Below are 22,206 nucleotides of genomic sequence, written 5' to 3'. Positions count from 1 at the left end.
CCTCGGACATTTCTTCTTTTTGCATTATCCCAGCTACTGACTGACCCTAAGTGCACTTATTTTCACGGGTACGTGTAGCCAGCTGAGCTGCGGATTCCGCAATATCGCCGATGACCTCAAGTCGCTTGCTCAACGTGTCCGCGGCCGCGGACCCGGCCCTGGCTTCGTGCGCGATCTGCATGAGCTGCTCCACCAGTACCTTCGTGGTCCCGCTCAGCGGGTATTCGGTCCCCGCGCGCAACGTAGGTTCCGCCCCGTCCAGCACCGTGGCGAAGCTGCCCGGGGTCCATCCGAGTGCGGCTTCTATGCGACCCCGCGTGACTTCACGGCCGGGAATCTTGCCGCGGTTGATCAGGTCGGTGATCGTGGAACGACCCACCCTGGCGATCTTGGCCAGGTCCATCTTCGACAAGCCCAAGTCCAGCCTTGCCGCGTCGACGGCTGCGCCGAGCCGATGTCCCGGATCACTCAAGGGGCAGCACCTTCGCGATCTGTGCGGGGGCCGACAGCCGGTCGGTCACGTAGATTCCTCGGCCCGCCGGCTGCCTGGCGGCACGAACGCCTCTGATCAGCTCGCCCTCCATGCGGTGGCCGTCCATGACGATCAGAGGGGCGGTTTGCGCGATGAGCCGTCCGGCCAGCGGAGAGGACATCGCCGGCCCCCACGGGAAGCGCCGCCCGATGATCAGGTGCAGACCGACCTCGCGAGCGCGGTCGATGTATTTGGTCAGACCCTCGGTCGCCGGACCCTTACCGTCCGCGCGGAACATGTTGGCACCAGCGCTCCAACCAGCCACGATCTGTTCGTCGTCGACGAGGACGAAGATCTCCGGTCCCGACCAGGAGCGCGTGGCCTGGGCGAGTTCTTCCTGTCCGGCGCGGCCACGTGGCATGCGTGGGGCCAGGAGCGAGTCGATATGGCGGGTCATCGCCCGCACATCGTCCTCGTAGTAGGTGTAGCCCTCGGACTCCACACCGTCCTCGCCGATGTAGCGACCCAGGTGCGGCCCTTGCACCACCCGGACGAGCGAGTTGCCCGGATCAATGACATAGATCTGAGCTTCTTCGGGTCGGTACGACCGCATGATCGCCCGCGCGACGGCAGCCACGGAGTTCGATACGCCGCACTCCGGGTTGCCGATGAAGAGCAGGTGGGGGTTGCGGTTGAAGTCGGCTTCGGCAGCCACCAAGCCCACCTCGGAAATGCCGAAGGGCACCACGCCGCGCTTGGGCTCGCGCTGGGCGGCGAAGACCTCCTCGAGGCTGACTGTGCTCGGCAGCATGCGGACCTGTGCGACCTGATCGACACCGGTGAGCTTCGTAATCACCTCGGCGGCCTCGCGCGGGCCGATCGTCCTTCCCTCCGGAGTGGACAGGATGGGCAGACCGGCCTGGAAGTGGTAGCCGGCCATCGACGTGCCTCGGCCGCTGATGGTTTCGGTTCTCGTCTCAGCGGTCTCGTCACTGGGATCACCGAGCAGTTCACGCTTACCGAACGGCACCTTCTTGGCGACATCACGGTTGTTCTTCGACGGATCGTCTTGGCTACCCAGAGCCAATTCGACGTTGAGGGTGAACGTGTTGGACATCCAGGAGGGGAAGCCGCCCGCGATCCAGCCCGCGGCGGCGATGATCGCGCGAACCCCGAGGCTGTTGCCGCGTTCCATGATTACGCCGAGGTCGGCCATCATGTCCTCGCCGAACGTGGTCCGGAACTGCTGCCAGCCATCGATGACCAGGAACACCTCACCGAAGGCGTCATCGGGTACCGGGCCGGTTTCACCACCGAACTTGCGCGCACGGAAGCTTTCGATGCTCAAGCCGAGCCGACTGAACGCCTCTTCGCGCTCCTCCACGAGAAGCTTCATTTCCGCGATCGTGCGCTGCACACGCTCACGGTCACCTGCCCGGGCGAACGAGCTCACGTGCGGAAGCGCCTCAACCTCGTTGAGACCCGGGCCGCCCATAGCCACCACCACGAACTGCACGCGCTTCGGGTGATACATCATGGCCGCACCGGTGATCATCGTCGTCAAAGCGGTTGTCTTACCGGAACTCTGTTGGCCGATGACGGCACAGTTGCCCGCGGAGAAGTCCAGCGCGTACACGCGTTGCGCGTGCTGGAAAGGCCGGTCCTCGATACCAATCGGGAACAGCAGTCCGGGGGTGTGTCCGTAGTCCTGATACCAGGGCTTGCGCCGCAAGCGGCGCACCAGCTCCTCGACGGGCACCGGCTCCAGCGGCGGCAGCCACATCTGGTGGACCGGCACTCTGGTCTGCTCACGCAACGAGTTGATCGAGGCCTCAAGCTCGCGGATCGGTTGCCCGTCAGCGCCGAGCACGGTGTCGGTCGATTCAACGGGAGCGGCAGAGAGCTTGGGCGCGGACGCGATCGCGGCCATCGGCGCAGCGGTAAAGACCTCGGGGGCCATGTACCCGGCTTGGGTGCGTACCGCTTCGGCGGCCACCCGGCGCGGCGGATGGTAGACCTTGCGCGCGAACGCGGATTGGAACCGCACCAGCCGATCTCGGCCCTGTACGCGCAACAAGCCCGCACCGGCAGGCTTTTCGGGAAGGTGCTTGGCTTCGTCGGTGCCGATGATGGCCATCGACTCGCCGGCGTCCAGGGTACGAAGACCCACGCGGATCGGGATGTTGGCCATGATGCCTGACTGCATTTCATGCCCAAGCCGCTGCGAGCCCAAGATCATCTTCACGTTCAAGGCGCGGCCCTGGCGGCCGATCTCGTCGATAATCTTCTTCGAGTCGGGCGCTTCGATGAACATCTGGGTGAACTCGTCAATGACGATGATCAGAGCGGGCAGCGGTTCCAGGCGCTGGCCCAGGTGGATACGGCGGTACTCATATTCGGCGACCTCGCTGATTCCTGCGCGGTCCAGCAGTGACTTGCGGCGCTCCAGTTCGCCGTTGATGACGTCGCCCATGCGCTCGATCCACAGCGAGTCGTCCTTCAAGTTGCCCATTGCGGCAACGACATTCGGCAGACCAGCGACCATGTTGGCCGTCGTCTTGCCCTTGAAGTCGAAGAACGCAAACACCAGCGTCTCCGGAGAATGCGTCAGCGCCGCCGACAGGATCAGAGTCGTGAGGAACGACGACTTACCCGAGCCTGTCGTGCCGGCGATCACCATGTGGTGGCCCATGCCACCTTCGTGGGTCTCTTTGAAGTCGATGTGGACTGGCGCCCCAGTCGGATCGACACCGATCGGGAACTGCAACCACTTTGCGCCCCAGGCATTGTCTTCAAAGGGAGGCCCTTGCAGCGTTGGCGCCCAGAGCTTTTCCACGTCGAGGTTGCCGGGGTCATCGATGCCGAGAACCTTGTAGAGGTCGGCGTCGACCGAGGTGTCGTCGATCAGGCTGCGAGAGCGCTCGCCCTCCACGCGGTACCGGGCCATCTTGCGTGCCAGCACCCGGGCGCTCGCCAGGTCCATCGAATCGGGGCGGCAGAACCATTGACCGCGGTGCGTGACCTCCGACTCCGACACCCAGAACGTATTGGCTTCTTCGAAGCCGAGGCCGCGACCAGGCTCGTCGGACAAGGCCAGGAAGGTCACCCCTGCTACACCGCCAGCGCGGGTCAGCGTTTCCCAGTGGCGGTCATCGCCGCGGCGGCGACGGTCGTCGATCACCAGCCAGTGCGGCGTGGTGGTGGCGTTCGTGCGGAAGGCGTCGCGGCCGTGCAGCTCCGTGCCCACCGCCCCGTCCATCTGCTCACCGGTTGTCCAGACCATCCGGGTAGGACCGCCGCGGTCGCGCAGCGTGGGGTGCGCGCAGTGCGGCAGCCACTTGCACCACTCCCAACGGGCAATGTCGTCGGTGACGATCATGATTTTGAAGTCCCGCGGTGAATGCGCCACGGCGGCTTGGCAAATCAGCGCCCGGGCCAGCCCGTACACCGCATCCATGCCGTCACGTCCGATGAGGGCCATACCGGCAATATTGCGCAGCAGCAGCGGTTTCGGCGCGTTCTGCAGCTTGCTTTGGGTCTGCAGAAACGCCGACGACGCGTCGTAAGTGACCGGCTCGTAGTCCTCGCGGCGGCCCAGCTCGTTGGTCTCCAGCTCCTTGACGACCTTCGAGGTACCCAGACCCACCCGGACCTGGCTGTAAAACACCTTCAACACTTGATCATTAGGCGTGCGGCACCACATCCGGGCCGACCCCACAAGGCCTGACAGCAGTGCCGGCTCGGGATGGAGATACTCGAACTGCGCGTGCTGGGCTCGGGCGGCGTCTTGTACCTTGTCCCGCGTCTCATCGAGGGTCATCGCATAGTCGCGCAGTGCCTGCTCCATCTGCGGCCCCGACAGCTGCTTATCGCCGCCGCCACCACGATTGGAGAACATGTAGGACCCCATCGACACGATCATCATGATGGGGAACAACAGGGTCATCATGCCCATCGTTCCGCTGCGCAGACCGGGCTGAGACAGCATCAGGGCCATGATCCCGAGGAACGCGACGCCCATGACAACGGGAAGGATGATCGCGGCCTTGCTGCGTGGAATCGGCCGGGGGGCCTCCAGCGGTTCGGGCACCGTTTCGCGGCCGCCCATCGTCGGTGGGATCTTCACCGAGCCTTGACGGGGCTTCACTGTTGCCATGCGGTCTACCGTCCTTGTTCGGTGATCGGGGCCGCAGAGCCGGCCAACGTGTCGTGCATGGTCATCGCCGCCTGCTTCGACAGCTCCGGGCCCGCCGGCCATACGCGAAGCAGTGGCCATGGCGCCAAGCGCGGCGCGACATTCTTGAGTCCCAGCGACTGCAGTGCTTCATCGTCGAACGGCACGCCGTAGCGCGCGCCGGATTCACTGATCAGCCAAAGAGTTTCCCGACGAGCGGACTCAGCGCTCGCACCCGTCGTCGAGACCCACGTTGCCGGACTGTCAGCGAGCAGAACCTGATCGGCCAGCGTGCCCTGGTCGGCAGTGCTGACGACCAGAGGAACCAGATGCGCCTCCTGCTCGGCAGTCACCGGCAATGCTCGCCCGACCAGAAGTCGTTGGCGGGCTTGCCGATCCGTGACTCCCCGATCCCACGCCACACACAGCACAGGCTCGGCGCGCCAGTCCACGACTTTGAGTGGCTCCGCGGGATACCCGGTCACGTCGAGCACGTCCCGCACGGGAACATCGCCCAAGACGTCCGGGGAAATGCGGGGAGGTTGTGAGACGCCGAATGAATCGCGCTGCCGCAGCATGGCCGCCACCACTGAGGACACCGGCTGCACACCACTGCCGAGTACCACGTAGAACTGGTCTTGACCCGACGCCACGTCCTGAGACACCACGACCGCGCCGTTCACCATCGGTGTCGTCGTACCCAGATTGACCGTGCTGGGCTGGCCCGCCCCCGGCACCCCCGGGACGACCAGGGGCCTACCGGCAGGCAAAGCGTCGACCATGGCCTGAGAGAGCACAACCGGGGCACCGGCTTCCTCCAACCCCAGCGGCTCCACTACTGCCCTGTCGGAAAGATCGACCGGCATCCGCACGCCATTGGTGATGACATACGCCTGCTCGTTGAAGATGCCAACAACCGCAGTATCAGGGGCGACCTCGCGGGCGCGGTCGCCCAGCGTGAGGTCACCGTTAATCCCAGTGATCACCGGACGCCCGCTCATCGTCTCGGACGCCGTGTCGCACACTGCCCAGCGCGACACCTCAGGAGTGAGCACCTTGGGCGGCTCGGTAGGAGCGCCTTCGATGCCGACCAGCGGCCCCCGCGGCCACTTGGCGAGGTCGTCGGGACTGACGAACGTCGGCTCGGACGGTTGTCCGGCGATCAGCCATGCCGACACCAGATTCAGCGCCGGATGAAGCCGGCCGTCCACTGACACGAAGACCGTGCCGAGTTTGCGGTCGGCCACGATTTTGGAGTCGTTCACCAAGCCCGCTGGCCGTAGCCAGCCCACCACGAGCGCCCCCACCATCACCAGGACGGCGAGCAGCGCCGAGATCATCAACATCAATCGCTGCGTACGCATGCGGTCGGTCTGCATACGCACCGACCGGCGCTGAAATGCAAATCCCAGCCGCCGGCGCAGGAAGTAATGACCTCGCACCTGTGTCTTGGAAGCCAGATTCATCGGCACTCCAAAACCGTACCGTGCAAAACAACGAGTCAGCCACCACCGCAGCCAAATTGACTGCGAACGAATTTAGGCGAGGTTGCTGCGCTGGCATCAGGTCGACGCCTAATGTGGACTGGGCGCGTTCACCCAGCGTGCACGAGGTCCTCTTCGACGCTGGCCAGCGACTCAACGATCAGATCGCGGATATGGACGTTCCCGGCGGTCGCAGCTGCGTAACACATGTCGGGCAGCGGCAGCGGCCGTGTAGCCCATCCACCAATCAGCTCGGCTGTGCGCGCCACCATCCAGTGCGCGCGATAGCGAGCAAGTTCTTCGATGGTCTCGCTCGGATCGGCCTGGCCAACGAAACCCGGCCGAAAAATCGACGTGACGGTATTGAAGTCCTTGGCCGCCGCGTCGTACTCAGCCCACTGCTGTGGGCTTGGATCCCGATCTCCGCCGCGTGTCAGCCAGATCTGACGAACAGCGTTGGGGATTCCCCCTTCGACCGCGACGCCCTGGGTGGTGGCCGTGTTCATCAGCAGGGCGCTGGCCGCAGCGACGATCCTGTCCTGGAGCAGGGGGTCAGCGTCCATGACGCGCAGCAGCCGCGGATACACATCAGGCCACAGCGCCGCCAATCGGTGCTCGTGCATTCCGTCCAGCCCGGGCGCAGCGGTCTGCTGGCCCGGTTGAAGCAGCGGGTTCGTCTGTCGCGTGCATGACGGCGGATGCTCCACGCCGGCATCGCGCAGCGCCGTTAACGGGCCCGTCGTCGCAGCCGCCACCAGCCGCCAACCCATTTCAGCGCGCAGCTGCGCGTACTCGATGAGCACTCGCGCCGGGTCAGCCCAGCCGAACCACAACTGTCGAAAATGGTCGTCCAACAAAGGATCCGTTGCCAGTACGCGTGCTGAGCGGGGCACATAGACACCAGCGGGAATGTAGCTGGCCCCATCGTTGGACGTCACGACAGTCTCAGTGCCGCTAGGTGAACGAAAGACTCCCACCGCCCACTCGATCGGATAACCGACCGCCTGAGCAGCGTGCTGGAGCTTCCACGCCAACTCCTTCGCCGCCGCCGCATCGGCCGACTCACGCCGCTCCCGGGCGGCAGCGGACTGGCCCGCTGCGACCACACTCGCCGGAATCAGCGTCGCACCACCTCCGGCGCCTGCTGGCGGCGACGGCGTTGCAGGCGCATTGCCACCAGCGGCGAGCGTGCCCGCCGGGACCGTCGCCGGAGGCGGCGGCGCAGCGCCGGCCGGTGGACCCATCGACCCAGGCGGCAACATCATCGGAGTACCACCACCAGTGCCCATTCCGGCCCCGGTCGAAGTGGCGGCCGCCGGAGCGGCCGGAGTGACCATGCCCGGCTGAGCTGAGGCCGGTGAGACGCCACCACCGGGAGCAGCCGAGACGGGTGCCACCGGTGCCGCGTGTCCCCCTCCAGTCAGCGCCGGCGACGGACTCGGCGGAGCCGGTGGAGCAGACGGCATCCCACCACCGATGCCCGCCCCAGTCGACAAGCCCTGGGAGAAAGCCGCCGCCGGTGAACCAGCGCCGGTGCTTGCGCCCGGAACCCCTCCACCACCTGGCAATCCGCTTCCCGCGCCGGGCACCTGACCCATGCCGCTACTCAACGGATTAGATCCCATCCCCGGCATGCCGCCGGAGCCAAGGCCGCCCGGCATTTTCGGCATACCACCGCCGGAACCAAGGCCGCCACCACCAGATCCCATGCCGCCCATCGACGGCATGCCACCACCGCCAAGCGGTGTAGCCGCTCGGCTCGGTGATGTCGCACCGGGAGTCGCCTGTGTCACCGGCGGGCTGGCCGCCGCGGCGAGTGCACCGTCGCCTGGTGCCGTGGAGGTGCCGGGCTCAATCCCTGATTGAGTAGCTCCGGATCCTGTGGGATCGGCGGGGGGCGTCTTCGGGCTTTCCACCGGGTCGCCCGCGTCATCGGTGCGCTTTAATGGATCGTCTTCTTGGGTGATCCCAGGTGATGTGTTGTGGTCGACGGGGGTAATTGCGGGGCTCGCCGCGATGTCACCGTAGCGAGTGAGAAGGTCGAGAGCGCGGGTGTTTTCGGCTGTGGCCTTGAAAGAAGTGTGCAGCGCCATTGCCGCTTCCACGCCCCAACCGGTCTGGGTTCGGGCCTGGGCGTGGTACGCGGTTACTAAAGTTTCGCGCTCCCCCGGGAGCTTGGCGGCGTTGATCGCGGCGTCCGCATCACGGACCAGTTGGTCTTGCCCTGCAGCAGTTTCGCGGAGTACCACGGCAATGCCGTTGCATTTCTTCGCAACACCGTCGTGCCACTCACTGATGGTTTTGGCTTCCTCAGCCAGCATTGCTCCAGCCTGATGTGCGCTATCGAATCCCGTGGAGTCGGCCGCGTCGCGGAATGCGGCATTGTCTTGCACGATCTGCTGGTGGATACCGTCCCATGCCGCCGCTCCCGCCTTGTAGGACTGTTCCTGGGCGTCCCAATGGGCAGCGTCCGGCGGAACCATGTCCGGCGTAACGATCAGCGGGCCATACGATCCCGCCCCTCCCCCTGTCGATGGCATTAGCGCAACCCGCACGCAGGCGCGATCACATCCACGAGGTCATTGCCGCGTTGAAGGGCCGCACTTGCCGCTGGCCAGTCCCGCATGTTTACGAAATGCAGTCTGTCGATCTCGGAAGCGATCCAGGCGCTGATGGGGGCCACGATGTCTTCGGGCGCGGCAGGTTCAATCTGAGTGCGCAGGAAGGAGACCTGCGACATGCTGACGCGCTTTTCGTTGGCTCTGGCGTCGAAACGAGCGTCCATGGCGCCTTCGCCCGGCGCAACAGCGGCGCGCGCTCGGGCGGCAGCAGCAGTCGTCAAAGCCGCCTGCTCCCAGGCCTCGCACGCAGTGGTCTTTGATGCTAGGACTTCGGCGCTGCTGTAATCGGCTGGTGATGGTGGGGGGGACACGTTGACCATGTGCTGAGCAGGTGTGATCGGGCTGCCGAGCGCGACCGCCGTTCCTACTGTCGCGGCGGCGGCAATGGCGAATGCGCTTGCAGCGGCGACGATTCCGGTGCGGCGTGGTCGCGGTGTCAGTTGAGCTGGTGGCCCACCCGCGTTTTGGGGGGGAGGTGCGGGTGGACCACCGGGTTGGGGGTGCTGGTGGGTCGCTGAGGTCGCGTAAGTAGTCATACCGTTACGGTCCCTCCGCTGGGGATGAGGGTGAGCGACTGCCGGTTTTCGTTCTCGATCGTTTCCATCGACGTGACGGACTCAGTCTTGCGCTGATAGATGCCCGCGATCCGCCGTCCGCCGCCCGCGTTGAGGCCCTGGCGAATTACTTCATCCTCGGCAATGGTCTCTGTCAGCGGCGCCCACATCGGACGGGCCGCGCAGGCAGCAACAGCGCCGGATGACGCTGCGCCAGACGGCGCTTGGGCCACAGTCTCGGCAACCAACGCAGGAGCCGACGCGTTCGCGGCGTGAGCCTCGACCGGCTTGAGGTTGAAGGGCTTGGTAACTGCAGGCATTAAGTTGTCCCTTCTACTTCTGGCAGGCCGCGTGGGCTTTGTCCATCGCGGTCTGGCCCTGCTGTGCGGGTAGGTTGCGGTCCTGGCCGCTGGTATCGGCGGCCAGCACGGCAAGCGTGGCATCGATGTAGTCGCCCATCGGGTCAGCAACTTCGCGTGGCGTGGCCGGCGGGATGTGCAGCCGCAGGTACTCCATCTCCACCAGGACCACCGCCTGCTCATTGGCGAGTGCGGCTTTGTATTCGGGGCTCTCTCGGTTGGGTAGCGCCGCTACGAGGGGCACGGAGGCCTCGTAGACGGCGGCAACCACCGACTTAGCTGCCGCGCACGCCTCGTCGCGGGCAGCGCTGACTTCCTCGGCGCTATAAACAGGTGCGGAGGGCGTCACTGTTGTGGTGACCGGCGCTGGGTCGGGGCGCGTCCAAGCAAGAGCGCCCATCACTACTGCCGCTACCGCAAGTACGACTGCGCCGCCCGAGAGTCCCCACACCAACTTCGGCGTGCGTTGACGCGGCGGGGTTGCCGGCGGCGGCATGTACGGGGCTGCCTGGGACGCATGAGGAGGCAGCACACCGGTCGGGCTGCCCGGCGGCGGGAATCCACCCACGGGTGGCTGCTCTGGTCCGCGTGGGGGTGCCCACGGCGAGCCGGGACCCGCGGCAGCGGGTCCGACCTGCGGTGACGTGCCCTCACTCATACATCAACCGTAACGCCGATAGACGACATGTGGCTACCAGCACGGCCCGATCCGCCATAACCAGCTCGCTGCGGGCTCTTCATTGCTGAAGGTTGTTGAGTAGCCGGGCTGCCTCCTCGGCTGCCTTTTCTGCGTTCTGCTCGATGACTTCACGCTCGGCGTAGGCGTCGGCGACCGCGGCTTGCAACGTCGTGCTGATGACCCGCTCGAGTCCCTCGTTGGTGTAGCGGGTGGTGCATCCCGGGGCCAGCGACAATGACACCAGCCGCCCATGGTGATTGACCGACAGCTGGACATCGCCATCAGCGCTTTCCATGTGTACGTCGATGCTGGCCCACTTCTTGCGGAGATCCCGCAGGGTCTGCTGCACACGCTCGATGCGCGCGACGGCTTGGGCGACCAGCTCGGCGTCCGATTTGTAGGCAGCCGGGCGGGCACCGTTGGTCGGTGTGGTCGCCGGCCTCGCGGCGGATCCGTGTGCTGCGGTCATTTCGCATCCCCTTCGGGATCGGGTGGCATTGTGACGCGGCGGCGCGGCCGCCCTGGCGCAGCCCGATCAGTAGGTGTCGCTTTGGTTGCGGCGGCGTTGTCGACGCTGACAGTTTGGCGGCGCTCAACTTCACCTTTGACCGGTTCCCCGTTCGGAATGGAGGGGATGACCACGGTCTTGTCCGGTGGCGGTTTCGCCCGATCGCCACCAGCGCCGCCACCGGCACCCATGCCGCCCATCATCGGCGGCATCATTCCCATCCCGCCCATACCGGCACCGGCGGGCGCGGGTGAGCCGGGCGGGACCGCCCCACCGCTCGACGGCAGCGACGGTGCCCCACCGGTGGGCGCTGAGGCAGCGGCCAGCGCGCCCCCGCCTGGAGGCAGAGAGGTGTCGAGACCGGCTGGCTCCATGCCGCCCCCACCGCCGCCACCACCGCCGCTGCCGAGGCCACCACCGAAGTCAGACAGTCCTGCGTCATCGAGCGAAGCGTCGTCGAGCCCGAGGTCAGGCTCCTCCTGAAGGCTTGACGCAGCACCTTGCATGACCTGCTGAGCGGCGCCCATCAGCTGCTGCGGGACGCTGGTCACTGCCCCCATGGCGCCACCGAGAGCGCCTGCGAGCATGGAAGGAACCATTGCCGCCATCGGCAACATCTGCTGCATCGGGTCACCGCCCATCGGCGAAGCGCCCTCGCCGCCGGCCAGCAGAGGATCGGCGGCAGGATCGGCCAGTGGGTCGGCCAAGGGGTCGCCGCCCCCGGTCTCGCTGGCCGCGGCGCCGGTATCTGACGACGCAGCTGCGCCGGACTGATCTTCGCCGTCGCCGGGCTTCCGCTCCCCTGGTTGCCCGGACCCTTCGCTCGGCGTACTGGACCCGTCCTTCACGATGTCGGTGACCGGCGGCGGTGGCGGCGGAGCTTGGGGCAACTCGCCTAGGTGATAGGACACCCCTGCCGTGGTGGCTGTGGTGTCGAGCTGCTGCAGGTGATTGCCGTACCGCACGAACTGGTCAGCGCCCATCAGGCCGCCGGTCTGCATCATCAGCATCTGCGCGCGGGTCATGGACTGCCGCGTGTCGGCGAACGCCTGGGTGCGCGGAGTTTCTTGCTGGGTGCGGTCAAAGCGGCCACCGTGATCTTGTGCGGCTTGGGCGACCGTGGCGGAGTGGGACGCCATCTGATCGGCCCAGGATGCGAACTTGTTCAGCGAGGCCGCCAGCTGTGGTCCGGTTCGCCCGGTGATGCCGGCCGCTACGGCGCTCTCAGCGTTTCGGGCAGCGACGGCGCACGCCTCAAAAGCGCCCTGGTAGGCCTGGCAGGCAGTGTGAAAGGTCGTGCCGGTGCTGCTGCTGCCCGCCTCGATCAGCCCAGCGGTCACCTCCCCGGGTCGCGGGGCCATCGGGGAAATCGGGGTGTCAGGAGCTACCGCGTTGGTCTTGACTGCAGCCTGGGTCGCCGGTCCGCCTACCGGTGCCGCGGGTGCCCCTCGCAACGCCAGTGATGCGGCATTGGCGGCTTCGCGTTCAGCCATGTCCATGCTCACCGCGGCCACGGCTTGGGCGGCGGCGGTGAGGACTGCCGCACCATCCAATGCCCGACTGGACAGCACTCCCCCATGCTCGGAGAGCCGCGCCGCCGCCGTGGTCGACACCTCGTCTGGCGCCAGCGGGGCGTGCACGGGGGGCGCAGCGGCCAGCGCGGCCAGACTGCCTGCGGCCGAGGTCATCGTCGCGGCGAGCGTGGCCATCCCGCCGAAGTCGACATCAACGCGTGGCCCCCCACTGCTTGGCATGTCTCCCCCCTTAAAAGTCGATGGTCATAGCGAACGCGGCCACCTGGTCCTCAGTGGGCAGAAACGAGCCCACGTTCTCCACACGATTGCCTTCCATCTCCAACCGCAGCGCCAACTGTGATCGCAGGTAAGCCAGGGTGTTCAGGCGGATGATCCGCGCCGCGAGCTCCTCGTCGGCGAGATCCATCGCCTCGGGCTCCAGCTGCACCCCGACCGACGCACCCTGGCGGTCGACAGAGACGATGATGGACTCGTCGTGGCTGGTTGCCTCGAAGACTTCCACCGTTGTCTGCTGCGCCGACTCAAACACCAGCCCCCCTTAAGTGTCGGACGGGCTGATGGTCACGCGCGCCCGGTTCTCAGCCTCGACTCGCTCGTACTCAGCTGCCGAGGCCAGCAGGGCGTCACGCATCTGCTCATGCCGAGCCTGCTCGCTGGCCAACGCGGCGTCGCGCTTGGCTGCAACCTCGCTGACCGACGCTTTGACCTGGTGATACAGCGGGCCCAAGGTTTGCGCCTCAGTCGTCATCCGCTCGTTGTCGGCGCGTGCGGCCACGATCTGATCGATCGCCTGCGCGTGCACTTCTGCGCGACGACGCAGCTCAGAGGGATCGACCTGTACAACCACACTCATAATTTAACCCCGTTCGTCTGTAGGTGCGGACACTCAATTGGCCCCCGCCAGCACGGTTGCTGCCGGAGCTGCAGGGGCTGTCTGGATCTGCGGACGTGCCCAGCCCAGGAAATTCGGGCCGGTGGGCATCTCCTCAACAGGGGTGACCTGTCCGTTCAGCCAGACCTTGCCGTTGCCCAGGGCCATCACGCGGTGATCGGTGAACTGGGCGTAGTCCATCATTCTGAGTTGGCTGGGCGAGACCGGATCGTTGACCGGTGCACCGGGGGGCAGCACTGTGATGTGGGCCTGTCCGGCCGCGTCGTCGAGGCTGGCGCCTTCGAGGACCAGGCGGCCGGCGTGGGCCAGCTGCGGGCTCTCTGCGGTGACGGTCGATCCGTCCGGCAGCTTCACCGAAACGTCGGGGCCGGGCTGGGCAGGAGGAACCTGACCGGTTTCAGCGGCTACCGGCTGAGGCTGTGCTCCGTCAGCAGGCTTTGCCGCCGCGGGCTCGGTCGCCGGGTCATCTGTCTTGGCGTCGTCGGCAGCGGCTTCGTCGGACTTTTCATCCTCAGGGTTGTCCCGCTCAGAACCGTCCGGCGTGGCCGCCAGCGGATCATCCTTGAGCGCCTCGGCAGGGTCGTCCTCAGGCGGTCGCGCGGACGCAGCTTCCTTGATCGCGCCGCCGATCGCCCCGCCCAAATCGCCCAGGCCACCTCCGCCGCCGAAGCCGCCCATTCCCGGCATCATCGAGCCCATCGCGCCCGGAAGCCCAGACAGCGCACCCATCGCCGGTCCGGCCAACCCACCAAGGCCTGCCATCAGCGGATCAGAGGCCAACCCATCCAGCAGAGGGTCACTGGCCAGGGGGTCGCCAGCCCCGGTGCCAGTGTCGGCCGGTGCCGGTGCGCCTCCCGCGGAACCGCCTGTGCCGCTACCGCTTTGGCCGTTGCCCCCGGTCGTGGCCGGGTCCGTGGAGCCGGTACCGGAACCAGCCGAGTCCTTCACCGCGTCGTAGCGCTGCGAAAGCGCATCGAGCACTTCGGCCTTGGATTCGGCGTCCATGCCGGAGGACTTGACGATGCCCAGGATTTCTTGAGTCTTGCTCTGCAGAAAGTCGTTGAGCTGCTGTTGACCGGCCGGAGTGTCCAAAGTTGGTCCCAGCTTGTGGATTTGGTCCACCAGTGCAGCTTGCAGTGCCTGCAGCTGCGCCTTGCCCTCATCGGATCCGGTCTTGGCACCCAGAACCGCATCGACGAGTTCTTCGTCGGCCTCGGCCAGGGCGGTCGTGTTCTTGGCCAACGCGTCATCGACACGCTGAGAAGCCTCAGCCGCACGACCGGAAAAGCCGTCGTCGGCAGGCGCTGGGGGGGCCTGGCCAGGCGCGGCAGGCGGGGCGTCGACACTGGCCGGCACTGTCGCCGGGGGCGCGCCGAGCGGGTCGACCAGCTTCCCCCCATCGAAGAGGGTGGGATTGTCCAGCCGCAGCGCACCCAGATACTTGTCGTCGATCGTGGTGGGCAGATCGCGGTTGCTCAGCCATTCCTCCGGGTGATGTTTGGCCCGCTGGTACATCTCGTTGAGCGCGGCGAAGTCGGAGTCGTTGAGGGTTCCGCGCCAGTCAGGCTTGAACCGCATGATGTGGTCAACTGCCGCCACGACTTCGGCCGCGGTGGCCATTAGCGGCCCCTTGCCTCAGCGCCTCCGCAGCACGAGACGGTTCTGTCTGCCACCGAGATCTGCGCACTGGGCGGTGTGCCGGACAGCTGATCGGCTGCGTCGGCGAGCACTGCGGCCAGCAGATGCGCGACAAAGGAGTTCATGCGTCGGACCATAGATTTGCAGGCGGTGGCGGTCCACCACCCTTGGCACATTCGTTGTAAATCTCGGTGCCGACACCCCCAAGATCACGATCTGATCTCCAATGTTCGGCGTGTCGGTGGCTTTTCTGAAAGAGGGTGCGTAAGGATCAGCTCTGCTCGAACCTTGCCACGATCTGGTGGTGACCAGCGTGTCTCGGCGGTTAATCCGCCACTTGCGTGCGAAACTTCGTCAAGTACCACTCGCATCAGGAGCCGCAGAGGTCACAAGATCGACGCCGTCAGGGACCAGCGACAAGCGCGAAACGACCGTGAGAGGAGCAACGCAATTGACTGCGCAACAGGCGGCTACACCCCGCGGCCGCCCGCATCTCGGTCCGCGAGTGGTCGTCACTGCCACCTTCTGGCCGAGCCTGGAACGCCTGGTGGACCAGACGCGTGCATGTCTCGACCGGTCACCATTTCTGGCCGACCTCCTGGCATGGCACGTCGACCGTCCTGACCTTATTCGACACCACCAGCTGATCCTGACGCTCCGCGTCGGGACCGACGTCCGCGCACTGACACGGCCCAGCACCGCTACGAGACATTGCACAGTACGAGTCCACCCAGCCGTCGCTGGCGAGCTCGTCGCGCGAGCACAGGACGCTGGACTCCCCCGCTCGGTGTACAACGCTCGTGCCATCGCCGAGATCCTCGGTGGGGGTGCCCTACCCCTATCAGCGATTCAGGAGGGTTTGCCCTTGGCGATGTGACGACGCCAGTGGTGCCATGAGGAACCACTGCCAACTTCCCACATCTGAATAGGCGAAAGCGCCGATAAAACGACTTTGCCCCCCGGCTGGAACCGGAGGGCGGGTCGGGCGCGAACGCCACATTCCCCGAAGGGAACTGTCGTGGAAGACAGGTCTCACGGTAGCGCATGCGTTGGCACTGGTCCAGACTTGCGCACCGCGTTTCTCCATATGTCCACCCCGAATGTGGACAATTCGCCCCGTGCATATCGCGGCTGCAGCACCGCCGTGCGTCGCCGCGGCACGATCCGAACCACTCCGGTGGCGGACGTCTTGGCTATCCGTCGTGGTCGCCGTATGGCCGGGCGCGATCTGCCCTCTCCCGCCCAGTTCGTCAACCTCGAACTCGGGTCGGACGCCCATGCCGGCGTCGCGTGCTGGAGCGGAGGCCCTACACGTTGGGCACAGGTCACCGTGGCGTGCGCCTACGACCAGCGGTACCCACAGATCCGGGAACAGATGACGGCGCCGGTCTCCAAGCGAGCCGTGGTAACCATCGCCGCGGAAATGGCGCGCTTCGCTGACCGCAGCACCGGACGAAACTGCCGGCCGAGTGTGGCGACGCTCGCGACGCGGACGGGGTTCTCGGAACGTACTGTTCAGCGGGCGCGGGAGTGCTTACGTCTGCTCGGCGTGGCCACCGAGGTGGTCCGCGGCCGCCAGCGGACGTTCGTGGAGCGGATGGCGTCCTGGCGGATGGGTGATCGATCCCGTGGGTGGGCCTCAGTCTGGGCGTTGCACGACAACCAGCAGGTCACCCGGGTTATCCACATACTGACACCCCACCTGGAACGGTCCCCACTTAAGACAGCTATCTCACCTTTAAGGAGACTGGTTACTACCCACGCGGGCGCCAGAGGCGCCCGGCAAGGCGTCGCTACGCGCCGCCGAAACATCGACAGAAACGGGCAGCGCTTGGCGCGAACGTGGCGCGAGCATCCGAAGGCTCCACCGTGGTCACGCAAGTACGGTACCGGCGCCTGGGCAGCGGTTCTGGCCGCGCCGGCCCGTGCCGGATGGACCGCCGAGGACCTGAACGCGGCTGTGTCGGAATGGCTGATCGGTGGCCACCGGATTTCTGACGCTCCCCCTCGGCCGATCGGGCTGATCGGAGCCATCTTGGCGGCGTACACGGCGCATAACGAGCTGTCGGTGCGGCCTATGGCGTACGCGGAAGCCGCCGCTGCTGCTGAGGCCGCTCAGCGCGCGGAACGGGCTATCCAGCGCGAAGCTGAGCGCCAGGAGCACGCCCGTGGAAGGGAAGTCGGACGGGAAGCACTGCATGGCCCGGGACGCGCTGAGGTCGCCGCAGTGTTGGCGGCAATAACCCGGCGGCGGGGCCGATGATCAATCTTCGGCGGCTGGCTCCCCCAAGATTGTTGGGGCGGAGCCGGGACCGGCGACGTCGTTAAGCGACGGCCGAACCGAACAACAGTTTCAGTTAAAGGCATTTCGCCGATTAGGTGTGCTGTCTGATGAGGTCCGTGACACGCCAGACTGAGGTTGTGGGCGGTCTTTGTCCCCGGATGAAAGGTGGTGAGTTAGAAGTACTCGCGTGACGATCAGCGTGCAATGGCGACATGGGCACTTGATTGCGCCGAGCGCGTGTTGCCGACCTTCGAGGCGGTTGATCCCATCGACCTGCGTCCCCGGCGGGCAATCGAGACTGGGCGTGTGTGGGTAAGCACTGGTCAGATCAGCGTGGCTGTGATCCGTAAGGCGTCGCTGGATGCCCATTCGGCCGCCAAAGAGATCATTGATCCAGCTGCTATCGCGGCTGCTCGCGTGGCGGGCCAGGCAGTCGCCACTGCCCCACTGCCCACGTGCCGCAACACCCATATGGGGGTGCCTATTATGCACTCCGCGCTATCGCTGCACGATCGCCGGACCAGAGTGTGGACGACATGTACGAGGAGCGTCAGTGGCAGGCCGGCCAGCTCCCGGATCATCTGCGCGCAGAATCATGGACCGCATCGTGGTTGAAGAAGGCCGGCGGGGCCTCCGGGTATCAGTTCGCAAGGGCGCCGGCTTCTGAACCGCTTGGGCGGCAGCTGCATGAGGAGCAGCACACTTAGGCGACGGGCCACTCATCGTTCCTGGTCTACTGACGACCGCTCGGAAACGTCACCCGAAATCGGGGACCGAGCAGCCCCCGGTCGTAGGGTGCTCTCGGCGAGCACACTTTTCGCGGCGTCTCGGATTCTTGCCACCGTGTCGTGCCGCAGGTCGAGCCGCTGACCGATCTGACGCAGCGCAAGGGGCGGTTGAGTGTCGTGGAGAAGCCGGAGGGCGGCCGCGATCTTGGCTGTGGGATAGGAGGTTATTTGCCCGCGTTCGTGAATTGCTGCGGCCACGGCTTCCCATCGTTCAAGGCGGTCAGCCGCTAGGGCTAGGGCGTCTTCCCGTCGTTGGGCAGTCTCGTCGGGCTGCTCGTAGGGCGTGAATCGCCACAAAATGGAAAGCCCGTGCGTCACGAGTACCAGCGCCAATGGCGGAACGCAGGCGACCGCCGCGGCACCCAACGATCCCAATGGCTGCTCGGGCAGCCGGCCGTCGGGCAGCATTGCGTGTACGGCATTCCCCGCCACGCTGACTGCTGCGCCCACCGTTAGTAGCGCCCAAAAGTACCGGCGGGGTCCGCGCTGTTCCGGGTAGGCAGAAAACGTCACCAGCGCCATCGTCGCAAGCACGATCGTCCCGTCAATGATGACCGGCCACAGCCACGCGAACTTGTCCGGCCACACCGTGCGAGCCGCGAGATCAGCCAGCGATGAAAATGAAAGCGCGAAGCTGAAAACTGCAACTAGGACGGTGATTCCGACCGCCGCGGCGCGGGTTATACGAACGAGCGATAGCTTCGACGCTTGATGGGAGTGCCTCGCACTGGCAGATAAGGCTGATTGCTCCTCGTTGAGCGCTAAGGGTCTGGTGCCGTCTGCAAGACCGTTGGTGCGGTCAGGACGGGGTTCATCCTCCTGTAGCGAGCCGCACGCGGCGTCACTAAGCAATGCCGTCATCAAATGTCCGCCTTCGTTGCTGGGCCGTCACAGCGCAGCATTCCCGACCGACTTTCGCGCTGTCCACGACTACGGGCACATTCGGGCCAGATCGCCGGGCAGAGCCTGCACGCGCTTGGACGACCTCAGTCGACAGCTGAGGCCTGCAGGAATCAGTCGAGGCTCTAGGACACCTTCAACGGGCGCGGCAGCGCATCGTCCTGCTCACAGAACGCATGCGCTCGGGCGATGAGGTCCTCCACCGCCGGCGCCAGCAGCTCGGCAACCTTGACCCCACGGGACTCGGCGTACCGAGTCAATGCTGAATGATCTTCCTCGCTGACACGCTTGGCCACGAGTTTGGATGAAGCACGGGTCTCCCGGTGGCGCCAGTTGCGCCGTCGACCAGCCGTGTCTTCGCTCGCACTGATGTCCGCCACCAGACCGCTCCGATCAGCTCGTTGGGAAGGCTGCTCTAAGCTCTTGACCAGCCATTACGGGATCTGTGTAACAGAATATCAGTAACACGAACTGTGTAACACGATTCCTGTAATAGCATGTCAGGCGTGTCCTATGCGCAATCGGCGGGAGTGCAGAAGCTCTCCTCGGTTGTCTTTGGGCAGAAACACCGGCTGGCGACGATGGCCGCCATTGCCCAGGGTGACGGCCTAGTCAACCCCAGCGACTTAGCCGCCGAGCTGAACTTTCCTGCGCAGAGCGCACTGCAAACCCCGTTGAAGGACCTCGCTGAGGCTGGCCTCATCACGCGACAAGACGGCATGGGCCGCGTCTACTACCGCAGAAACCCGCATCCAATCTGGGACGCTGCAATCGAGCTGCTACATCAAGCGCTGGCCGCGGACGTCACCGCCGCGGACGTCAAACCCCGGGCGTAGCGGCCGACCCGAGGGACGCCGCCGGGCAACCTTGAGCGCGCCGTTCTGAGCGCAGCGGCCTAAGGAGCGTAGGCACGGTCCACCATGGCGGGCCAGCGCAAATGAGCTCGCGCCACACCCTTCGATCACGCTTTTGCGCTGCGCCCTCCCCCGACCCACCGACAGCACCGCAGCCCCCGGCCGGACGCGTAGATGCCGGGCGTGGAGCCTCCAAGCGACTGGCTACCAGAACGCAAGGGCCCGTCGAGCCATCGGACCAACCCGGCGGCAGTTGCCCACGGATGATTGTCGCTGGGCTGCGATGCGCTATCGCCGAGCCTTGAGCCTCACCGGCGGCGGACCTATCAGGGCGGCCTGCGCCGGGCCGCGCACGCGGGAGCTGCATGGAGTCCCGATGGAGCCGTGGCGGCAGCGAGGATCGACAGCCGCGGCCGCTGGGGTCGAACGGGGTGTGTCTGGTACCGGCGGCCCCTCCCCCATCGCGGTCCGTGGACGCTCGACCGACTTGCCTCCAAGCTGCGGCGTATCGACCCTCGATTGAGTACGCCGATGGCAACTCCCACAAGGCCAGTTTTCCGCGGAGAACCCGGTCGACATTGCAGTTTTCCGCGGAAAACTGACGCGAACGCGCTGGTCACAGCCGCTTGGGGCATACTCCTGAACGCGATCACGGACAGGTTTGAGTAAGCCGCGGGGTAGCTGACACTGCTCGGTTTTCCGCGGAAAACTAGCGGAGTTGTTTGACTGTTGCGCGTGTCGCCAGGGCAATTCAACCGTGCGGACGTAGCCTTACAGGCGACCGTTCTCGCGCGCCGCATTCGCGCATTTCGTATACCTCAAGGGGCTAACGCAATGTCCAGAGTCATCACGTTACTTAACCAGAAAGGTGGCGTCGGCAAGAGCACCGCAGCCGTCAACCTCGCCGCAGTTCGCGCTGAGCGCCTAGGTAAGGATTCGCCGGACGATGCCGATCCTCGAGTTGCCGCCGTGTCGATCGACCCGCAGGGTTCCGCCGCATGGTGGGCGAGCCAAGTCAGCGAACTCCCCTTCTATCTGATCCAGGCCCACGACGATCCACTTGAGCATCTGGCGCTGTTGAACAACCTGCCAAGCATCGACGAGGTGTATGTCGACACCGCGGGCTGGTTCGATTTGGACCCCGACGGTTCCGGAGACGGCCTTGGCTCTGGGCACTCCGCAGATGCCCTACGCACCGTGCTCGACGTTTCCGACGAAGTGCTGGTTCCGATTCTGACGGAGCCTCTGTGCTTTGACCCCACCGCACGAACCATCCGCAAGATCTTGGAGCCGCGCGGGCTCCCCTACCGCGTCTTCATCAACAACCACGACAGTCGCGATGGCAGCTACTGGCTCAACGAGACCCAAGAGTTTGTTAGAGGTCGCGGTTGGCCCCTGGCTGAAACCGTGATCCGGCACTACAAAATCCACACGAATGCATCCAACGACGGAGTGGTCGTCACGCAGTACAAGAAGACGGGGAAAGCAGCCAACGCGGCGTCGGACTACTACAGCCTCGCCGACGAGTTGATGGCAGCGGAGGTTCACTGATGAGCCGCGGAGGTGTCAAGAGCTTCGCGGCGCTAGCCGAAACTATCGGCGACAAATCGTCGGTTGACGGGGCATCAGTCGCGTCCATCATTCCCCGAGCCGGCCAGTCGCGGTCAGTGCCGCTGCGCGAGCTTGTCGGTAATCCCCATAATCCGCGCGACTCCCTCGGCAACCTTGATGAGCTGGCTTCGATTGTCCAGCATCAGCTGCAACCAGTCGTAGTCGTCACGAAACGCGCCTATCAAGCGTTGTATCCCGATACGCCGATCGACGCGCGCTGGGTTGTGATTCTCGGCAACCGGCGGTTGGCAGCGGCGCACCAGTTCGGCCGGCCCGAGCTCGATATCGTGATCAAGGACGAACTCGCTGCCGACAGAGCAACTCTTCTCACCGCTGTGATCGCCGAGAACGTCGACAGGTCAGGCTTCGACGTGATCGAAGAAGCTCGTGCAGTCGAGAGCCTGGTGGGGGAGTATGGCAGTGCTGACGCGGCGGCTGACCACCTACACAAGAGCAAAACCTGGGTGTCCCAACGTCGTGCACTCCTCAAGCTGGCGCCCGAGCTTCAGGAAGCTACTCGGCGCGGCGAACTTCCGATCCGCGAGGCGCGTGATCTTGCGCGAATCCCCTGGGAAGAGCAGCGGGCGTCTTGGGATCGAGCGCAATCCGACACGAATGCTGAAACTGAAACTGACCAGGTGGGCCAGGACGGCGCAGCAGGGGAGAAGGAGTCACGAGGGCAAGGTGAGCGACCCGGAGCGCCGCAGACCCACTCCCGGTCGGTGAGTCGGGCACTTAAGCGGTTTGACGTCGACCCAAGCGCGCTCGCAATTGCATTGCACGGTCAACTTGGGGATGCCGGCGCGCGAACTCTCGCGACACAGCTCCGTAAGCTCGTCAAGCAGTAGAGGCG

Annotated in this window: 21 protein-coding genes and 2 pseudogenes; 8 read left to right on the top strand and 15 right to left on the bottom strand. The window is 65.5% G+C overall.

The window, feature by feature from the left end:
• Nucleotides 1-46: 46 nt before the first annotated feature.
• The 4 genes from WBB07_RS03995 to WBB07_RS03980 form a co-directional block, all read right to left on the bottom strand.
• Entirely contained in the window at nucleotides 47-472 is a 426-nt protein-coding gene (locus WBB07_RS03995; protein ID WP_094295051.1) for a helix-turn-helix domain-containing protein, read from the bottom strand.
• Nucleotides 465-4,628 (bottom strand): type VII secretion protein EccCa, encoded by a 4,164-nt coding sequence (gene eccCa / locus WBB07_RS03990; protein WP_419125614.1) that lies wholly within the window; start codon nucleotides 4,626-4,628, stop codon nucleotides 465-467. Before eccCa ends, WBB07_RS03995 begins: the two co-directional genes overlap by 8 nt.
• 5 nt (nucleotides 4,629-4,633) lie before the next feature.
• Nucleotides 4,634-6,112 carry a type VII secretion protein EccB gene (gene eccB, locus WBB07_RS03985; protein WP_094295053.1) on the bottom strand — a complete coding sequence of 493 codons (1,479 nt, stop codon included), beginning with the start codon at nucleotides 6,110-6,112 and terminating at the stop codon, nucleotides 4,634-4,636.
• A 128-nt stretch (nucleotides 6,113-6,240) separates the two neighbouring features.
• A complete protein-coding gene (locus WBB07_RS03980; RefSeq protein ID WP_526304964.1) occupies nucleotides 6,241-7,374 on the bottom strand; it encodes an EspK C-terminal domain-containing protein in 1,134 nt (377 codons plus the stop codon).
• Between WBB07_RS03980 and WBB07_RS03975 the strand changes: the two genes are divergently transcribed.
• On the top strand, nucleotides 7,319-7,477 hold the full coding sequence (locus WBB07_RS03975) for a hypothetical protein (RefSeq protein WP_526304973.1): 159 nt from the start codon (nucleotides 7,319-7,321) through the stop codon (nucleotides 7,475-7,477). The genes WBB07_RS03980 and WBB07_RS03975 overlap by 56 nt on opposite strands.
• A 1,192-nt stretch (nucleotides 7,478-8,669) precedes the next feature.
• On the opposite strand, the gene WBB07_RS03970 is transcribed toward WBB07_RS03975, so the two are convergent.
• The 9 genes from WBB07_RS03970 to WBB07_RS03930 form a co-directional block, all read right to left on the bottom strand.
• The gene (locus tag WBB07_RS03970) at nucleotides 8,670-8,972 is read right to left on the bottom strand and encodes a hypothetical protein (RefSeq protein ID WP_238382149.1); all 303 of its coding nucleotides are present in this window, start codon (nucleotides 8,970-8,972) and stop codon (nucleotides 8,670-8,672) included.
• 311 nt (nucleotides 8,973-9,283) lie between these two features.
• On the bottom strand, nucleotides 9,284-9,625 hold the full coding sequence (locus WBB07_RS03965; RefSeq protein WP_094295056.1) for a hypothetical protein: 342 nt from the start codon (nucleotides 9,623-9,625) through the stop codon (nucleotides 9,284-9,286).
• A 13-nt stretch (nucleotides 9,626-9,638) separates the two neighbouring features.
• Nucleotides 9,639-10,322 carry a hypothetical protein gene (locus WBB07_RS03960; RefSeq protein ID WP_526304962.1) on the bottom strand — a complete coding sequence of 228 codons (684 nt, stop codon included), beginning with the start codon at nucleotides 10,320-10,322 and terminating at the stop codon, nucleotides 9,639-9,641.
• 79 nt (nucleotides 10,323-10,401) lie between these two features.
• Nucleotides 10,402-10,812, bottom strand: coding sequence for a YbaB/EbfC family nucleoid-associated protein (locus WBB07_RS03955; protein ID WP_094295058.1), 411 nt, complete (start codon nucleotides 10,810-10,812; stop codon nucleotides 10,402-10,404).
• Entirely contained in the window at nucleotides 10,809-12,605 is a 1,797-nt protein-coding gene (locus tag WBB07_RS03950; protein WP_431961467.1) for a hypothetical protein, read from the bottom strand. Before WBB07_RS03950 ends, WBB07_RS03955 begins: the two co-directional genes overlap by 4 nt.
• Nucleotides 12,606-12,615: 10 nt before the next feature.
• Nucleotides 12,616-12,915: a DUF2694 domain-containing protein gene (locus WBB07_RS03945; protein WP_094295060.1), complete on the bottom strand. Its 300-nt coding sequence runs from the start codon at nucleotides 12,913-12,915 to the stop codon at nucleotides 12,616-12,618.
• 9 nt (nucleotides 12,916-12,924) lie between these two features.
• Complete coding sequence (locus WBB07_RS03940; protein ID WP_094295061.1) at nucleotides 12,925-13,239, bottom strand: type VII secretion target; 315 nt, start codon at nucleotides 13,237-13,239, stop codon at nucleotides 12,925-12,927.
• 33 nt (nucleotides 13,240-13,272) lie between these two features.
• A complete protein-coding gene (locus tag WBB07_RS03935) occupies nucleotides 13,273-14,898 on the bottom strand; it encodes a DUF4226 domain-containing protein (RefSeq protein WP_094295062.1) in 1,626 nt (541 codons plus the stop codon).
• Entirely contained in the window at nucleotides 14,898-15,041 is a 144-nt protein-coding gene (locus WBB07_RS03930) for a hypothetical protein (RefSeq protein ID WP_202931604.1), read from the bottom strand. The genes WBB07_RS03935 and WBB07_RS03930 overlap by 1 nt, the downstream gene beginning before the upstream one ends.
• A 962-nt stretch (nucleotides 15,042-16,003) precedes the next feature.
• Between WBB07_RS03930 and WBB07_RS03925 the strand changes: the two are divergent.
• From WBB07_RS03925 to WBB07_RS03910, 4 genes and pseudogenes are all read left to right on the top strand, one after another.
• Nucleotides 16,004-16,444: pseudogene (locus WBB07_RS03925) on the top strand (helix-turn-helix domain-containing protein); the annotation flags it as partial.
• A gap of 303 nt (nucleotides 16,445-16,747) precedes the next feature.
• The gene (locus WBB07_RS03920; RefSeq protein ID WP_526304971.1) at nucleotides 16,748-17,179 is read left to right on the top strand and encodes a hypothetical protein; all 432 of its coding nucleotides are present in this window, start codon (nucleotides 16,748-16,750) and stop codon (nucleotides 17,177-17,179) included.
• 213 nt (nucleotides 17,180-17,392) lie between these two features.
• Nucleotides 17,393-17,632: pseudogene (locus WBB07_RS03915) on the top strand (putative immunity protein); the annotation flags it as partial.
• A gap of 23 nt (nucleotides 17,633-17,655) precedes the next feature.
• Nucleotides 17,656-17,907 (top strand): hypothetical protein, encoded by a 252-nt coding sequence (locus tag WBB07_RS03910; protein ID WP_419125612.1) that lies wholly within the window; start codon nucleotides 17,656-17,658, stop codon nucleotides 17,905-17,907.
• 12 nt (nucleotides 17,908-17,919) lie between these two features.
• Here the strand turns inward: WBB07_RS03910 and WBB07_RS03905 are convergent, their stop codons facing one another.
• Nucleotides 17,920-18,849 carry a DUF2637 domain-containing protein gene (locus WBB07_RS03905; protein ID WP_094295064.1) on the bottom strand — a complete coding sequence of 310 codons (930 nt, stop codon included), beginning with the start codon at nucleotides 18,847-18,849 and terminating at the stop codon, nucleotides 17,920-17,922.
• A 164-nt stretch (nucleotides 18,850-19,013) separates the two neighbouring features.
• Complete coding sequence (locus tag WBB07_RS03900) at nucleotides 19,014-19,148, bottom strand: hypothetical protein (RefSeq protein ID WP_419125611.1); 135 nt, start codon at nucleotides 19,146-19,148, stop codon at nucleotides 19,014-19,016.
• A 237-nt stretch (nucleotides 19,149-19,385) separates the two neighbouring features.
• Between WBB07_RS03900 and WBB07_RS03895 the strand changes: the two genes are divergently transcribed.
• From WBB07_RS03895 to WBB07_RS03885, 3 genes are all read left to right on the top strand, one after another.
• Nucleotides 19,386-19,724, top strand: a complete 339-nt coding sequence (locus WBB07_RS03895; protein ID WP_238382151.1) for a helix-turn-helix domain-containing protein — start codon at nucleotides 19,386-19,388, stop codon at nucleotides 19,722-19,724.
• Nucleotides 19,725-20,576: 852 nt separating this feature from the next.
• Entirely contained in the window at nucleotides 20,577-21,293 is a 717-nt protein-coding gene (locus WBB07_RS03890; RefSeq protein WP_094295066.1) for a ParA family protein, read from the top strand.
• On the top strand, nucleotides 21,293-22,201 hold the full coding sequence (locus WBB07_RS03885) for a ParB/RepB/Spo0J family partition protein (protein ID WP_428375908.1): 909 nt from the start codon (nucleotides 21,293-21,295) through the stop codon (nucleotides 22,199-22,201). The genes WBB07_RS03890 and WBB07_RS03885 overlap by 1 nt, the downstream gene beginning before the upstream one ends.
• Nucleotides 22,202-22,206: the final 5 nt, after the last annotated feature.

It is taken from the genome of Mycobacterium sp. (assembly GCF_049647605.1).
In the GTDB taxonomy this organism is placed as follows: Bacteria; Actinomycetota; Actinomycetes; order Mycobacteriales; family Mycobacteriaceae; genus Mycobacterium.
Note: the sequence above shows the minus strand (reverse complement) of the source record. Positions and strands in the feature narration are given on the sequence as shown.

Bases quoted from the DNA above. Each gene is read 5' to 3' on its own strand.
- eccCa (WP_419125614.1), bottom strand. From the start codon at position 4,628: ATGGCAACAGTGAAGCCCCGTCAAGGCTCGGTGAAGATCCCACCGACG.
- eccB (WP_094295053.1), bottom strand. From the start codon at position 6,112: ATGAATCTGGCTTCCAAGACACAGGTGCGAGGTCATTACTTCCTGCGC.
- WBB07_RS03980 (WP_526304964.1), bottom strand. From the start codon at position 7,374: ATGGGTCCACCGGCCGGCGCTGCGCCGCCGCCTCCGGCGACGGTCCCG.
- WBB07_RS03965 (WP_094295056.1), bottom strand. From the start codon at position 9,625: ATGCCTGCAGTTACCAAGCCCTTCAACCTCAAGCCGGTCGAGGCTCAC.
- WBB07_RS03960 (WP_526304962.1), bottom strand. From the start codon at position 10,322: ATGAGTGAGGGCACGTCACCGCAGGTCGGACCCGCTGCCGCGGGTCCC.
- WBB07_RS03955 (WP_094295058.1), bottom strand. From the start codon at position 10,812: ATGACCGCAGCACACGGATCCGCCGCGAGGCCGGCGACCACACCGACC.
- WBB07_RS03950 (WP_431961467.1), bottom strand. From the start codon at position 12,605: ATGCCAAGCAGTGGGGGGCCACGCGTTGATGTCGACTTCGGCGGGATG.
- WBB07_RS03940 (WP_094295061.1), bottom strand. From the start codon at position 13,239: ATGAGTGTGGTTGTACAGGTCGATCCCTCTGAGCTGCGTCGTCGCGCA.
- WBB07_RS03935 (WP_094295062.1), bottom strand. From the start codon at position 14,898: ATGGCCACCGCGGCCGAAGTCGTGGCGGCAGTTGACCACATCATGCGG.
- WBB07_RS03930 (WP_202931604.1), bottom strand. From the start codon at position 15,041: ATGAACTCCTTTGTCGCGCATCTGCTGGCCGCAGTGCTCGCCGACGCA.
- WBB07_RS03905 (WP_094295064.1), bottom strand. From the start codon at position 18,849: ATGACGGCATTGCTTAGTGACGCCGCGTGCGGCTCGCTACAGGAGGAT.
- WBB07_RS03895 (WP_238382151.1), top strand. From the start codon at position 19,386: ATGTCAGGCGTGTCCTATGCGCAATCGGCGGGAGTGCAGAAGCTCTCC.
- WBB07_RS03890 (WP_094295066.1), top strand. From the start codon at position 20,577: ATGTCCAGAGTCATCACGTTACTTAACCAGAAAGGTGGCGTCGGCAAG.
- WBB07_RS03885 (WP_428375908.1), top strand. From the start codon at position 21,293: ATGAGCCGCGGAGGTGTCAAGAGCTTCGCGGCGCTAGCCGAAACTATC.